Annotated in this window: 15 protein-coding genes and 1 other annotated feature; all 15 genes read right to left on the bottom strand. The window is 42.1% G+C overall.

Features of this window, described 5'->3' with window-relative positions; all coding sequences use genetic code 11:
• Positions 1-5: 5 nt before the first annotated feature.
• Complete coding sequence (locus ACFO3D_RS02285; protein WP_390292978.1) at positions 6-1388, bottom strand: solute carrier family 23 protein; 1383 nt, start codon at positions 1386-1388, stop codon at positions 6-8.
• A 223-nt stretch (positions 1389-1611) separates the two neighbouring features.
• On the bottom strand, positions 1612-2154 hold the full coding sequence (gene pyrR / locus ACFO3D_RS02280) for a bifunctional pyr operon transcriptional regulator/uracil phosphoribosyltransferase PyrR (protein WP_390292977.1): 543 nt from the start codon (positions 2152-2154) through the stop codon (positions 1612-1614).
• Between the two features lie 163 nt (positions 2155-2317).
• Positions 2318-3229, bottom strand: a complete 912-nt coding sequence (locus ACFO3D_RS02275) for an RluA family pseudouridine synthase (RefSeq protein WP_390292976.1) — start codon at positions 3227-3229, stop codon at positions 2318-2320.
• On the bottom strand, positions 3226-3696 hold the full coding sequence (lspA, locus tag ACFO3D_RS02270) for a signal peptidase II (protein WP_390292975.1): 471 nt from the start codon (positions 3694-3696) through the stop codon (positions 3226-3228). Before lspA ends, ACFO3D_RS02275 begins: the two co-directional genes overlap by 4 nt.
• 211 nt (positions 3697-3907) lie before the next feature.
• Positions 3908-6664, bottom strand: a complete 2757-nt coding sequence (gene ileS, locus ACFO3D_RS02265; RefSeq protein WP_390292974.1) for an isoleucine--tRNA ligase — start codon at positions 6662-6664, stop codon at positions 3908-3910.
• A 51-nt stretch (positions 6665-6715) separates the two neighbouring features.
• Positions 6716-6938, bottom strand: a binding site (T-box leader).
• Between the two features lie 60 nt (positions 6939-6998).
• Positions 6999-7505 carry a DivIVA domain-containing protein gene (locus ACFO3D_RS02260; RefSeq protein ID WP_390292973.1) on the bottom strand — a complete coding sequence of 169 codons (507 nt, stop codon included), beginning with the start codon at positions 7503-7505 and terminating at the stop codon, positions 6999-7001.
• Between the two features lie 106 nt (positions 7506-7611).
• A complete protein-coding gene (locus tag ACFO3D_RS02255) occupies positions 7612-8388 on the bottom strand; it encodes a YlmH family RNA-binding protein (protein ID WP_390292971.1) in 777 nt (258 codons plus the stop codon).
• Between the two features lie 5 nt (positions 8389-8393).
• Positions 8394-8669: a YggT family protein gene (locus ACFO3D_RS02250; RefSeq protein WP_390292970.1), complete on the bottom strand. Its 276-nt coding sequence runs from the start codon at positions 8667-8669 to the stop codon at positions 8394-8396.
• Between the two features lie 6 nt (positions 8670-8675).
• Positions 8676-9110: a cell division protein SepF gene (locus ACFO3D_RS02245; RefSeq protein WP_390292968.1), complete on the bottom strand. Its 435-nt coding sequence runs from the start codon at positions 9108-9110 to the stop codon at positions 8676-8678.
• A gap of 17 nt (positions 9111-9127) precedes the next feature.
• A complete protein-coding gene (locus ACFO3D_RS02240) occupies positions 9128-9799 on the bottom strand; it encodes a YggS family pyridoxal phosphate-dependent enzyme (protein ID WP_390292967.1) in 672 nt (223 codons plus the stop codon).
• Positions 9800-9824: 25 nt separating this feature from the next.
• The gene (gene pgeF, locus ACFO3D_RS02235; RefSeq protein ID WP_390292966.1) at positions 9825-10634 is read right to left on the bottom strand and encodes a peptidoglycan editing factor PgeF; all 810 of its coding nucleotides are present in this window, start codon (positions 10632-10634) and stop codon (positions 9825-9827) included.
• A 48-nt stretch (positions 10635-10682) separates the two neighbouring features.
• A complete protein-coding gene (locus tag ACFO3D_RS02230) occupies positions 10683-10961 on the bottom strand; it encodes a YlmC/YmxH family sporulation protein (protein ID WP_390292964.1) in 279 nt (92 codons plus the stop codon).
• Positions 10962-11156: 195 nt separating this feature from the next.
• On the bottom strand, positions 11157-11936 hold the full coding sequence (gene sigG / locus ACFO3D_RS02225; RefSeq protein WP_390292963.1) for an RNA polymerase sporulation sigma factor SigG: 780 nt from the start codon (positions 11934-11936) through the stop codon (positions 11157-11159).
• Positions 11937-12058: 122 nt separating this feature from the next.
• A complete protein-coding gene (gene sigE, locus ACFO3D_RS02220) occupies positions 12059-12778 on the bottom strand; it encodes an RNA polymerase sporulation sigma factor SigE (protein WP_390292962.1) in 720 nt (239 codons plus the stop codon).
• A 75-nt stretch (positions 12779-12853) separates the two neighbouring features.
• Positions 12854-13774, bottom strand: a complete 921-nt coding sequence (gene spoIIGA / locus ACFO3D_RS02215; protein ID WP_390292961.1) for a sigma-E processing peptidase SpoIIGA — start codon at positions 13772-13774, stop codon at positions 12854-12856.
• Between the last annotated feature and the right edge of the window lie 435 nt (positions 13775-14209).

Genomic DNA, 14209 nt, shown 5'->3' with positions numbered 1-14209 from the left:
CCTTTTCAAGCAGCGCCTTCATTGTCATCTGCCACCTCTCTATCATCTAATATCGTGCCATTGCCATATCCGCTCTCTTTGTTTGGCAGTACAAGGTTTAGAAATACCCCAACTAATGCGGACAGCGCCATGCCGGCAATTTGCAGGTTATCGGAAAGCTGGATAAACGCTCCGCCTATTCCGAGTACCAGAATGACAGACGAGATAATAAGATTCCGTTTGTCACTTAAATCGATATGATTGTCAATCAGCATCCGCAGACCGTTTGATGCAATTATCCCAAAGAGCAGGATGGAAACTCCGCCCATTACGGCAGACGGAATGGAGCCGATTACTGCAGTCACAATCCCGATGAAGCCGAAGAATATTGCCAGGACAGCAGCTCCTCCGATTACAAACACACTGAATACCCGGGTGATTGCAAGGACACCGATGTTTTCACCGTACGTTGTATTTGGTGGTCCTCCAAGGAAGGATGCAATCATGGTTGCAACTCCGTCACCCATAATGGAACGATGCAGTCCCGGGTTTTTCAGGAAGTTCTTTTCCACCACTTTTGAAAGAACCATCTGGTCGCCAGTATGTTCAGCAATTGTAACCAGTGCAACAGGTACCATCAAGAGGACAATTTCCCAGCTGAACACTTCAAACGGTGAGTATGTTACGAACGGTACGAGAAATTCAGGGTTCTGAAATACTGCTGCGAAGAACGCTCCAACTGAACCAGCTGATGTTATGCCTGCCCACTCAGCCGCAATTTCGGACGTGTCGACGATTCCCTGAGTCATTGCGAACACATACCCGCTGACAATCCCAATCAGAATCGGAATAAGTGCAAAGAATCCCCGGAAAAAGATAGTTGCGATAATGGTGATTGCCAATGTTACGAGCGCTACAGTAAAGTGCGTGCTGCTGTATACCTGTTCATCAAGCCCTGGTACATACATCGCCATGTCAATTGCTGTTGAGGCAAGTCCAAGTCCGATTACAATTATCACAGGTCCTACCACGATTGGCGGCAGAATCCGCATTAGCCACCCGACACCGAGCAGTCGTATCAGGACTGAAACTACACCATAAACAAGTCCGGCCAGAAAGCTCCCTATCATTGCACCTGCTGCTCCACCTGAGGCAGTTGCCCCTATAATTGGTGCAATGAAGGCAAAACTTGATCCCAGATATGCCGGGATTCTGCCTTTGGTTATCAGCAGATATGCCAGAGTTCCAAGTCCACTTGAAACAAGAGCAATTGCCGGTGACAGACCGGTCAGGAAAGGAACAAGAATGGTTGCTCCAAACATGGCGAATAAATGCTGCAGACTTAACACGATCCATTTCTGTGGTTTTGGTACCTCATTTACTTCCAAAGCTGCGTTTGTTTTACTCATATAAATTCCTCCCGTTTAGTTTTCTTTTAGCAATCTTGGCTTATCGCCAAGATTTAATAGCCTTAATTGCACTTATGCAGTAAAAAAGTATTTATACTTTCTTACCTGCCTGCCATAAAAAAACCTCTTTGCGAAAGGTCGCAAAGAGGTAAACGTGCAGAAAATACACGTATATCCCTGGCAACCTTTTAAATCTCGCTGGATTTAATTAAAGGTCTCCTGTTTATTTTTCGTAAATACTTACTTCCTCAAGTTCATCCGTCTCCTGCAGATTAACCACGATAATCTCTTTATCTGACGTTGGAATGTTTTTTCCGACATAGTCAGCCCGGATTGGCAGCTCCCTGTGTCCTCGGTCAATCAGGACAGCCAGCTGAATCTGTGATGGTCTTCCAATATCCATCACCGCATCCATTGCTGCTCGGACTGTTCGCCCTGTGAACAATACGTCATCAATTAAGATAACTTTTTTTCCGTCAAAATCAGCGTCAATCTTGGTATCCTTCAGTTCTGGATCCTCATGCTCTGTTGTCTTCTCCAAATCGTCCCTGTAAAGCGTGATATCAAGCTCACCAGTTGGAACATTGATACCTTCAATTTGGCGGATTTTTTCCTGTAGACGTTTGGTAAGTGGAACTCCTCTGGTCTTAATCCCGACCAGCAACAGGTCCTCGCCGCCTTTATTTTTTTCTACTATTTCATGGGCGATTCTAGTAAGTGCTCTTCCCATTGCTGCCTGATCTAGTACAGTTGTTTTCTTGTTCACGGTCAGACCCCCAATAAAAAATCCCTTTTCTCCATGAGGAAAAAAGGGATTTGGATAGACGTATAGCAATACAATCCATATTCCGCTTCCTTCTTCGCCTCACTGGACGTTGTTAAAGGATCTTTATTCATTTGTTTCATTATTACAGACTCGAGTACGCCTGTCAATACATTTTGCGGATTTGCGCCAGAAGATCCTGGAAATATGCTGGTGGCTCTTCTTCAAAATAAAGTCGCTCACCGGTCCGCGGATGTTCGAAGCCAAGTGACCTGGCATGCAGAGCCTGTCCGCCGATATCGAATGTCTTCCGGCGACCGTACTTTGGATCGCCTACTAGAGGAAATCCAATATATCGCATATGAACGCGAATCTGATGCGTCCTGCCGGTTTCCAGCTGACATTCCACATGCGTATAACCTTCAAACCGCTCAATTACCCGGAAATGGGTGACAGCCGATTTGCCATTCTCTACAATCCCCATCTTCTGGCGGTCATTTTTATCTCTGCCAATCGGGGCATCAATCAGCCCTGTCTCATGTTCAATGACTCCATGAACGACCGCTTCATATTTACGTTCGATATATTTCTCAGCCATCTGTTCAGATAAACCAGCATGAGCTTTATCATTTTTAGCGACGACAAGGAGTCCGCTTGTATCCTTATCAATCCGGTGGACAATGCCAGGTCGCTCCGTTCCATTAATGCCTGACAGATCATCACAATGATACAACAGAGCATTTACCAGTGTCCCAGTCTGATGACCAGCAGACGGATGTACCACCATGCCTCTTGGTTTATTAACAACAAGCAGGTCACTATCCTCATAGACGATTTCAAGCGGTATATCCTCTGCCACTACATCGAGTTCTTCTGGGTCGGGAACTGCCCAGCTAATTTCATCGCCTGTCTGACATTTATAGTTCGGTTTAACCGACTCCCCGTTAACGCGTACATAGTCATCCGCAATCCATGACTGAATCTGTGAACGGGAAGTATCGGCTACTACCGTTGACAGCAGTTTATCGATTCGTGTTTTATTTTCTGTTTCAGTTACTGTGTATTGGTTAGAATTCATTTTGTTGATTTTCCTTTCTTCCGCTCATCCAGGAAAGTAACGATTAAGACAAGGATCACGCCTACCACCAATGCAGAATCTGCTACATTGAAAATTGGAAAGTCATACCCGAAAATAATAAAATCAAAAAAATCCACTACTTCTTTGCGAAACAAACGGTCAATAAAGTTTCCTATTGCCCCACCAAGAATCAATCCAAGTGAAACAGCAAGCAATCTGCTGTCTTTTCCATACTTCTGCATGTAAAAAATAATTCCAGCAATCACGATGAGCGTTACAATATAGAAGAACATCATTTGTCCCTGTAGGATACCCCATGCTGCACCACTATTCCGGTGTGAGGTTAGATAGAAAAAGCCTTCGATTAGTGTTATCTGTTCCCCGATGTCCATTGTTTTAATAATAATCCACTTTGATGCCTGGTCGATAATTGTGACGACCAGTGCCAGTATGTAATACCAGAACATTCGCTTTCCTCCGCTTTCTTCTCAGACTACTCCTTTTGCATTTTATCACAGTTTTTTAAAAAAGGCTCTTTTCTCGTGAGTTTTTCTTGTTCTGTAATCCTCGCAGTTTATAATTCTCAAGTCAAAACAGCAGTCATTTAGAATATAACATTAAAAAAGCGCCTCTCATTGTCATGTTACTGACAGGAGAGGCGCTTTTCTATTAACAACTTTATGCACTATAATGTTCTTTTACCACGTCTGCACAGCGGGTGCACAGTTCCGGATGGTCCGGATCCTCGCCTACTGTTTCAGAAGCAGTCCAGCAGCGTTCACATTTTTCACCAGGATGCTGCTCAACAGCAACATCAACATAGCGATATTCACGGGCACTATCAGCCTGATCTGCAACGTCTGCTCCAGAAACGATCAGAAGCTGATGAAGGTTTGGAATCCCTTGAAGTACTTCTTTGGTCTTTTCATCTTTTGGAACCAAAGTGATTTTCGCTTCAAGTGACTTACCAATCACTTTCTCATTACGTGCTTCTTCAAGTGCCTTAAGAACGTCATCACGGACTTTCATGAAATGATCCCATTTTTCTTGGGCATTTTCGAAGTCAGTGATTTTCCTTGGTTCCGGAATATCGGTAAGCTGGACGCTTTCCGCTTCTACACCAGGGATGTATTCCCACACCTCATCTGTTGTATGCGGAATAATCGGTGTCAGCAGCTTGACAAGTGTTGTCAGGATTTCATAGTAACCAGTCTGGATACTGCGGCGACGATGATTATCTTTTGCCTCGATATATAATACATCTTTGGCAAAATCCAGATAGAATGAGCTTAAGTCCACGGTACAGAAATTGTGAATCTGTGAGTAAATCGGTGAATACTCATATTTCTCATAGCTTTCACGTACGCTAGCATTCAATTTCTGCAAGCGATGTAGCATATAGCGATCCACCTCTGCCATTTCACTTTCTGGTACAGAATCTGTCTTCGGATCAAAATCAGACAGGTTTGCCAGCATGAAACGGAAAGTGTTACGGATTTTACGGTATGCTTCGGAAATCTGTTTCAAAATTTCCTGGGAGATCCGTACATCGGCCTGGTAATCAACCGAAGATACCCAAAGACGAAGAATATCGGCACCCAGCTGTTTCTGCACCTTGGAAGGAACCATAACATTACCTAGTGATTTACTCATCTTGCGGCCGTTTCCATCAAGCACAAATCCATGACTGATGATATTCTTATATGGCGCTTTGCCAGTCACTGCAACCGCAGTTGACAGGGATGAGTTAAACCATCCGCGATATTGGTCACTGCCTTCCAGGTAAACATCGGCAGGGCGTTGGTGGTCTTCACGGCCAAGCAGTACTGCTTCATGTGAAGAACCAGAGTCAAACCATACATCCATAATGTCCGTTTCTTTGGTGAACTTTCCGTTAGGACTGTTTTCAGATGTGAATCCTTCAGGGAGAAGCTCTTTAGCATCCCACTCAAACCAGATATTCGATCCATGCTCAGCGAAAAGCTGTGATACATGCTCGATCGTTTCATCCGTAATGATTGGCGTATTATCTTCAGCGTAAAATACCGGAATTGGCACGCCCCATGTTCGCTGCCTGGAAATACACCAATCTTCCCGGTCGCGGACCATGTTATAAAGACGTGTTTCACCCCACGCAGGATACCAGTTAACCCGGTTGATTTCGTCCAGGATGTTCTGACGGAAGTTCTTGATGGATGCAAACCACTGGGACGTCGCACGGAAAATTGTCGGCTTCTTCGTACGCCAATCATGCGGGTACGAGTGAGTAATGAATGACAGTTTCAGCAATGCGCCTGATTCATCCAATTTCTCAGTGATTGACTTGTTTGCCTCATCATAAAATAACCCTTCAAAGCCTGGCGCTTCACTTGTGAATACCCCTTTATCGTCAACTGGTGACAGTGCTTCAAGACCATATTTTTTACCAACGTAGAAGTCATCTTCACCATGACCTGGTGCGGTATGAACACAGCCGGTACCAGCATCTGTCGTAACATGTTCACCAAGCATTACAATTGAATCACGGTCATAAAACGGATGTTTTGTTACTACACGATCAGCATCAGACCCTTTAATCGTTTTGACTACTTCTGGGTTTTCCCATTCCAGTTCATTTGCAACATCTTCAAGCAAATCCTGTGCAACAACAAATTTATCATTATTTGCAGAAACGACAACATACTCCAGATCAGGATGAAGTGAGATACCCAGATTGGCTGGAATTGTCCAAGGGGTTGTTGTCCAGATGACAATTTTCTCACCGCCATCAAGCACATCTTTTCCATCTGTTACCTCGAATCCAACATAAATAGACGGTGAACGCTTATCATGATATTCGATTTCCGCTTCTGCAAGTGCAGATTCAGACGATGGCGACCAATAGACAGGTTTCAAACCTTTATAGATATATCCCTTTTTAGCCATTTCACCGAATACACGGATCTGTGCAGCTTCATAATCCTTGGTTAGCGTGATATAAGGATTATCCCAATCACCGCGCACGCCCAGCTGCTTGAACTGTGTACGCTGATTATCAAGCTGTCCGAGAGCATACTCAGCACACTTCTGTCTGAACTCCGCAATACTCATTTTCTTGCGGTTAACTTTTTTCTTTTTAGTGAGTGCAGTCTCAACAGGCAAACCGTGTGTATCCCACCCAGGAACATATGGCGCATGATAACCGGTCATAGATTTATACCGGGTAATGAAGTCTTTCAGCACTTTATTCAGCGCATGGCCGATATGAAGGTCACCGTTTGCATACGGAGGACCATCATGCAGGATAAATAATGGACGGCCCTTGGTACGCTCCTGTGACTTTTCATACAATTTATTTTCATCCCATTGTTCCTGCCGTTTTGGCTCTTTATTGGGAAGATTGCCACGCATCGGGAAATCCGTCTTAGGCATTAATAACGTTTCTTTATAATCCACAACTTTTCCTCCTAATCGTTCTATAAATTAAAAAAAGCCCTCTGCATCCCACAAAGGGACGAGAAGACTCGCGGTACCACCCTTATAAATCTAAAATAGCCATCTATTTTAAATTCACTCGATATTCGTAACGTGAACAGACGTTCATCCCTACTCAGGTTCGGAATGAATACTCGGGAGTGATTTTCTGAAAGTATCACTGTACCAGGCTTCCACCTACCCTGGCTCGCTGAACAGCTGACTCTTTCATACTGGTCTCCGTCATTGTAGTTTACATTTTATTTTCATTTTCTGTGTAATGAATTATATGTAAAATTCCAGATAACGTCAAGGCTTAAGCCTCTTTATCGGCCGCTACTTCCAGTTCGCTGCCGAAATCCGCGTCAAACAATTCTTCCCAGTCATCGGTTCCAATCATTTCAAGCTGCGCTTCCACAAGCATTTTCAGTCTTGTCCGGAACACTTTAGCCTGCTTTTTCAGTTCCTCTACATCCATTTCGATGCGTCGTGACTTGTTTAGCGCCTCGTTGATGATCCGGTCAGCGTTCTTTTCCGCTTCCTTAATAATTAGCTTAGATTCTTTTGATGCATTTCCCTTTACCTCATCCGCAGTTTCCTGGGCAATCAGAATTGACTTATTCAGTGTCGTTTCAATATTGGTAAAGTGTCCAAGCTTCTCATTCAGAGTTTCGACCTTTTCCTGAAGTTCCTTCTTCTCCCGGATTACGATTTCATAATCCTTAATTACCTGATCCAAAAACTCATTGACCTCATCTTCATCATATCCACGAAATCCTCGTGTAAACTCTTTGTTATGAATATCTAGTGGTGTTAATGGCACACAGGTCACCTCCTCAAAATTTATCCAGAAAAAATAATAAACGCAATAATTCCTATATTACGTTTTGATTCGACATAAAAAGTAAAATTCCTGCTTAGAATTAAAATTATTTTAAAACAGCAGTTGTTATTCTGCATTTATCTTTCTTGGTCGTCCCATTTATACTTACCAACTTACTGCGACCCTTGCCACGCATTGAAAGAATGTCACCTTCTTCAAGCTGGAACTTAGGATCATCCACTACCCGAAAATTAACCTTGACCAGTCCCTTGGTCACATATTCAGTGGCGTCCTTACGAGATAATGAATATATCGTTTTTAATACGGCATCCAGTCGAAGTGACGAAACAGTCTGGTCAGTTTCCAGCCATTTCTTCTCCGTTTCGATCAGCATGGAGAGAGGCTTTTCCTCCAGTTTAATTTTGGCATTTTTGATTGATGTTAGGTTTGCCAGTACGTATGGTGTAATTTCGTCGGCTGCAACAATTTGAATAATTCCGTTTCCCGCGAATATATCCCCAAGCTTTTTTCGCTTAATGCCAAGCGAAAGAAATGCCCCCATAACATCACGGTGCGAAAGAGAAACAAATTTTTCATGATAATTGCCCTGCAATAAGTTTAACTGAAATGATACCTCGGTCACTTCTTCATAAAATGGAGCAATCACCATGCGTTTTCGTTCAGATGCATCATTACCACCGTGTTTGTATACGTTTAAATCTTCCTGACTTGTCCCGGCTAGCATATCGACAATCTGTTGTTCCCGAGGATCAAGAAAATCAGTAACTTTACTTGTAAAAGTCTTCTCAACCTGATCAATCCAGGAAAGGACATTGTCGATAAATGACTGCTCTTCTTTTCGGAAATGCTGATAGATATCCAATTAAATCAGAACCAGTTATATAGTAAATCAAACAGGGCCGGAAGTCCATATGCCCTGGCGAAATAAAGTACAAAAATTGCTACAATCGGTGACAAATCAATCATTCCAAGCGGAGGGACAATTTTTCTGAATGGCTCCAGATATGGTTCCGTTATTTTAGCCAGGAAACTCCCGAAAGCAGACTCGCGCGCTCCAGGGAACCAGGACATAAAAATGTATATAATCAATGCAAAACTGTATATCTCAAGCCCGTAAAATAAAATCAAAAATAGTGCTTCCATCAGTTACTACCATCCTTTTTCAAATTCGTCTTCCTCTACATATGATTCCGTAATAGAGCCTGAGACATCCACATTGTCTGGTGTACATAAAAATGTCTGTGAGCCCAGTTTCTGAATATCACCTTTTACGGCGTATACAGTTCCACTAAGGAAATCAACAATGCGTTTTGCCTGATTGTGATCAACACGCTGCAGATTGATGACAACTGCACGTCTGTTCACAACATTATCAGCAATTTCCTGTGCCTCATCGTAATTCCGCGGTTCACATAATACAACTTTTGAAGTTGGTTGCTGCATACTGGTCAGACTCACAACATTTTCACTCCGTCGTTTCTGTCCGCCACTCGCATCATGCTGTTCAATTTCCTGCTCTTCTTCAATATACTCGTACTCATCATCCATAGTGAAAAAAGTCTTGATTTTGTTTTTAATACTCATCGTTCCACCTCACTCATTTAGGATCCGACTAGTTTTGAGCCAATCCGAATATGGGTTGCTCCCTCTTCAATAGCGATCTGATAATCATTGCTCATCCCCATTGACAAATACTCACAAGGGGCATGTCCCAGTTGTTCATCTTTTACAGTGTCTCGCAGTGCCGCCAGCTTTTTGAAAACGGAACGGATGCTTTCTTCATCATCTGTATGCGGCGCCATCGTCATTAGCCCAGCAACATGAACATTCTCATAGATTTCAAGCCCGTGGATGAACGGAAGTACATCCTCAGGCGCCAATCCATGTTTAGATTCTTCACCACTTACATTCACCTGGACAAAACAGTCAACCGGTTTATCTGCACGCTTATTTATTTCTTTTGCCAGTGATTTTCTGTCAAGCGAATGAATGGCATCTACCTTATCAATAACGTCTTTTACTTTTCGCGACTGTAATGTACCAATAAAATGCCATGATGCCTGATCCTGTATGTAATCATACTTTTCGAGAAATCCTTCCAGCCTGTTTTCGCCAAGATTTTTAACTCCAGCCTGCAAAGTTTCCTTTGTTCGTTCTATTGTAACATATTTTGTAACGCCGATTATGGTTATTTCGTGAGGATTGCGACCACTTTTTTCACAAGCCTGTCTGATATTATGGTTTATTTCTTCCAGATTCGCTGTTACATCCATTATTACCAATGCCTCCAAAGTATAATCAGTCAGTATATCCAATATATCCGAGCATTCTGCCTGTCCTGCCGTTATCCCGCCTGTGGGAGAAAAATAAGGATTCGTCAGTAAAAGTGCAATATCCTGTTACATCGATGTTCTCAGGTAATATACCCTGTTCCAAAAGAATTTCGACATTTAGTTGCTTTAAATCAAGTAAATAGTGATTATTCGCTTTAGGGGTGGCCACCTTATCAAAATATCGTTTTGGAATATGTTTAATAACATTTTCATCGACTTCATAATGGTCCCTGGAAATACATGGTCCGATTACCACTAGTAATTCAGCCACATCGGTTCCGAGCTTCTTAAACGTATCCGTCAGTTCTTTTCCAATCTGATGAACAGTTCCCTTCCAGCCGGCATGCGCTATACCTGTATATCCAGTGCTGGGATCAAAGAAGAACAGTGGAACACAATCAGCGTATGCCGCGATACATAATACGCCATTCTGATTTGTTATCAGTCCGTCAGTTCCCTGTACGGATGTTTCGTAGTGCTCTGCTCCCTTTCCTTGGTCATCATTCTCGACTACTTGAACATTTGTCTTATGGATTTGTTCCCCGGCAACCCATGATGTAAGGTTAATTTCGATATCCTCAGCCAGTTTCTTCCTGTTTGCAACAACATTGTCCTGATTATCTGGAACGTGGAGGCCCAGATTCAATGTGTGAAACGGCTCTGTGCTTACACCGCCGTTTCTCGTGGAAAAGCCAGCCCGAAGTCTGCTGTTCAGTTTCTTCCATCTGGTTATCTCCAATTTTAATTGACCTGATTGCTGAAACGGTTCTATCATATCAGCCCCTCCTTCGATGTCTACTTGTACTATTTTATCATATTTTGTTTATTTTTCGATAAAATGCTGCTGATCAGGATAAAGAGCCGGTTTTCCTACGTCCCGCACAAGGATTACATCCGAACCGATAGTTTCAATATGATGCCAGGGAATTACCATCTCGCCTGCTTTACCAAATAAACCATTTTTCTTGTCTTTAACAATAATAACCAGGGCAGTAATATTTCCATTGTCACCGTCAATCTCAAGGTCGGATATATGCCCAAGCCGGCGGCCGTCCTCTATCACAATAACCTCTTTAATTTGTAGTTCAGATAATTTAACCATGATCATCACCTGCCTTATTTAAAATATATATGCAGCCATCTGATAAAAAAAACTTCGAAGTGGAAATTGTAACAATCAATTAAATGTAAAAAACGCCACCATATAGATGACGTTTTAATAGTTGTATTATGTTATTGTAGTGCTTATTAGCTTAATAAGTTTCCCCCTTCACATTTCTTCGTGCGCGTTTCAACATTATTCAAACATTTGCTTGTTCATCTGGGATATTGCTGCTTTCTCTAGCCGTGATACCTGGGCCTGGGAAATGCCTATTTCATCGGCAACTTCCATTTGAGTTTTGCCCTGAAAAAATCGCTTATTCAAAATCATTTTATCTCGTTCGTTCAAACGATACATACCCTCTTTTAACGATAATTTATCGACCCATGTTGAGTCTTTCTCTGAATCATCACTGAGCTGGTCCATTACATAAATCGGATCCCCACCATCATTATAAATCGGCTCAAAAAGCGATACCGGATCCTGGATAGCGTCCATAGCAAATACAATATCTGAATGGGGAACTCCCATTTCTTCGGCTATTTCTGCTGGTGTAGGCTCTTTTGAGGTTTTACTTATCAGTTTCTCTCTAACCTGTAAAGCTTTATAGGCAATGTCTCTTAATGATCTGGACACCCGAATAGGGTTATTATCACGTAAATAACGTCTGATTTCACCTATAATCATCGGAACTGCATACGTCGAAAATCTTACATTATGGCCTAAATCAAAATTGTCAATTGATTTCATGAGCCCAATACAGCCTACCTGGAAAAGATCATCTACGTACTCCCCACGATTATTGAATCGCTGGATTACACTTAAAACCAGCCGTAAATTTCCGTTTACCAGTTTTTCTCTTGCTGATAAATCACCTTGTTGCATTTGTTTAAATAACTCACGCATTTCATCATTTTTAAGTACAGGTAATTTGGATGTATCCACACCACAAATTTCAACTTTATGTCTGGTCATTCTTTCTACCCTCCCGGTTGGAGATGCTGTTCATGGACAGTATCTCCCCGTGGAGGAATTTTTATGCAGACCCCTGGTTGCTAAAAAGGGTCAAAAAAAGCTCTGAATGCCTATGCTATAAGTCATACCATTTTATTTAATTCTTTTTGGAGACGTCTGATTATTTTTTTCTCAAGCCGTGAAATATAGGACTGGGAAATGCCCAGCATATCGGCTACATCTTTTTGTGTTTTCTCTTCCTGACCAACCAGACCGAAACGAAGCTCCATAATTTGCTTTTCACGATTATTTAACTGGGAAAGTGCATCTTTTAACAGTGCTTTATCTACATTAGTTTCGATGTCCTTGGTAATGATATCCTCATCGGTTCCCATAACATCAGATAACAGGAGCTCATTGCCATCCCAGTCAATATTAAGCGGTTCATCAAACGATATTTCAGACTTTAGCTTGTTGTTTCTTCGCAAATACATCAGGATTTCATTCTCAATGCACCTGGATGCATATGTAGCCAACTTGATTTTCTTTTCGGGATTAAACGTATTGACCGCTTTAATAAGTCCAATCGTTCCTATACTGATCAAATCCTCAATATTTATCCCCGTATTTTCAAACTTTCTGGCGATGTATACAACGAGTCGTAAATTTCGTTCAATTAGCATCGCTCTGGCTGATTTATCACCCTTAGGTAATAATTCAAGCAATTCACGTTCTTCTTCTTTTGATAGTGGCGGCGGTAATGCCTCACTTCCGCCTATATAATAAATCTCATCCGTTTTTAGGCCAAGTTTGAACAAGAGCTTATACCACTGTAAACGTAAACGCAGCTTCCAATGTTTCACTATTAAGTCGCCCCTTTTCAGCAGTTATTCCGCAATAATCAGCACATCTGCCACACTATTGCTGTCAAAAATGCGTTATGCAGAATTGACAGTTGCCATTTTTATAATCTGTGGATGCAGTAAACAGTGATAAGACTGATCTTTTGTTAATTCAGCAAACTGAATTCCAATTAACGTTTTACGTGTAACTATCTTCTCGTCTCCATAATAAATTTCCAGATTGTCAGGCTTAAGAGCCAGCATGAACGTGCGCTTTCCCTCTACGCCCTGGAAAGGAATAATATGAATCCGTTTCTCCCATTTTTCCGGTAGTTTTTCAAAATCTAGATTCTCATGTGCATTCTCAAGCATTTTCCACTCTTCCCTAGTAAACCATTGTGATAAAAAGTATTCATCGCAAATTATCACAGGTTTCTTAGTCAAGGGATCAACGAGCTGGTTTCCGCTGTCAATGTAGCCGGTTGTCGACTTACTAACACCAGCAATCTGTATGGAAACCTCACTGAGTTGGTCATAGCGGATTTTTTCAGTAGCGTGCTTGTCCATACGTTTTTTCGTAAACCACCAGGAAAGCGGAAATCCTACAATCACAAACAGCCAGCTGATTGGATCGCCATACCCGCCGTTGTAAGTGAGAATACTCCCACTAGCTACCCCAACAGAACTTTGGGATAAAAAGTGAACGGCTATCAAACCTCCCCCTATCGCAAAAGTAATAAAGTAAAACAGGAAAAGCAGTTTTAACACCCGGTGAACAGACTGCCAGCCGAAAGCGCTAACAATAATCAAAACCGAATAGATTAACTTTCCTGTCATACCTGATAAAAAAGATCCCGGATAAAAAATAGTCAATGGGACTAGTAACGAAGCAACAAACGCGCCAAAAATAATTCTTATCTTGTGTGTGCTGTCCTTGGCGAGCGCCTGTGTAAGCATAAGGAGCATCATATCCAAAAAGAAATTCAGCAGCCAGACAGCGTCAAGATAAATGGTCACGTCCTTCTTCCTTTCATCTTAAAAATACCTTATAGAAAGTATAGTTTGTTTAGAAAGCAAAGTCTGTCACTTCTTGTATGGTAAAAGGAGCTAATTTTAACAACTTATCGGGGACTTTGTCAGATAAGATTTCTTAAGAGTCTAATCAGAGGAAAGTGAATTTTTAAGAGACTGCAGTTTTCCAAGATGCTTATGCAAATCGATACGTTCATAACCCGACCTAGGTCATACTTTTACTCATCAAAAAAAACTTCATAAAATGTAAGCACCTTCCAAGTAATTAGAGGTTGAACGAAACGGGAATCCTTGTCAAATGCCTCTCATCGGCTTGATGAGAGGTCGAAGGAAGCGGAAACTCTTGCCTAATGCCGCTCATCGGCTTGATGAGAGGTCGAAGGAAGCGGAAACCTTGCAAAACGCCGCTCATCCATCTGA

Origin of the sequence: Virgibacillus kekensis, assembly GCF_042654125.1 — a bacterium.
Lineage (GTDB): Bacteria > Bacillota > Bacilli > Bacillales > Amphibacillaceae > Lentibacillus > Lentibacillus kekensis.
Note: the sequence above shows the minus strand (reverse complement) of the source record. Positions and strands in the feature narration are given on the sequence as shown.

What these genes read in the sequence shown, in the direction of transcription:
- ACFO3D_RS02245 (WP_390292968.1), bottom strand. Translation starts at nt 9,110, where the DNA reads ATGAGTATTAAAAACAAAATCAAGACTTTTTTCACTATGGATGATGAG.
- ACFO3D_RS02230 (WP_390292964.1), bottom strand. Translation starts at nt 10,961, where the DNA reads ATGGTTAAATTATCTGAACTACAAATTAAAGAGGTTATTGTGATAGAG.
- ACFO3D_RS02275 (WP_390292976.1), bottom strand. Translation starts at nt 3,229, where the DNA reads ATGAATTCTAACCAATACACAGTAACTGAAACAGAAAATAAAACACGA.
- ACFO3D_RS02285 (WP_390292978.1), bottom strand. Translation starts at nt 1,388, where the DNA reads ATGAGTAAAACAAACGCAGCTTTGGAAGTAAATGAGGTACCAAAACCA.
- pgeF (WP_390292966.1), bottom strand. Translation starts at nt 10,634, where the DNA reads ATGATAGAACCGTTTCAGCAATCAGGTCAATTAAAATTGGAGATAACC.
- ACFO3D_RS02240 (WP_390292967.1), bottom strand. Translation starts at nt 9,799, where the DNA reads ATGGATGTAACAGCGAATCTGGAAGAAATAAACCATAATATCAGACAG.
- ACFO3D_RS02250 (WP_390292970.1), bottom strand. Translation starts at nt 8,669, where the DNA reads ATGGAAGCACTATTTTTGATTTTATTTTACGGGCTTGAGATATACAGT.
- sigG (WP_390292963.1), bottom strand. Translation starts at nt 11,936, where the DNA reads ATGACCAGACATAAAGTTGAAATTTGTGGTGTGGATACATCCAAATTA.
- lspA (WP_390292975.1), bottom strand. Translation starts at nt 3,696, where the DNA reads ATGTTCTGGTATTACATACTGGCACTGGTCGTCACAATTATCGACCAG.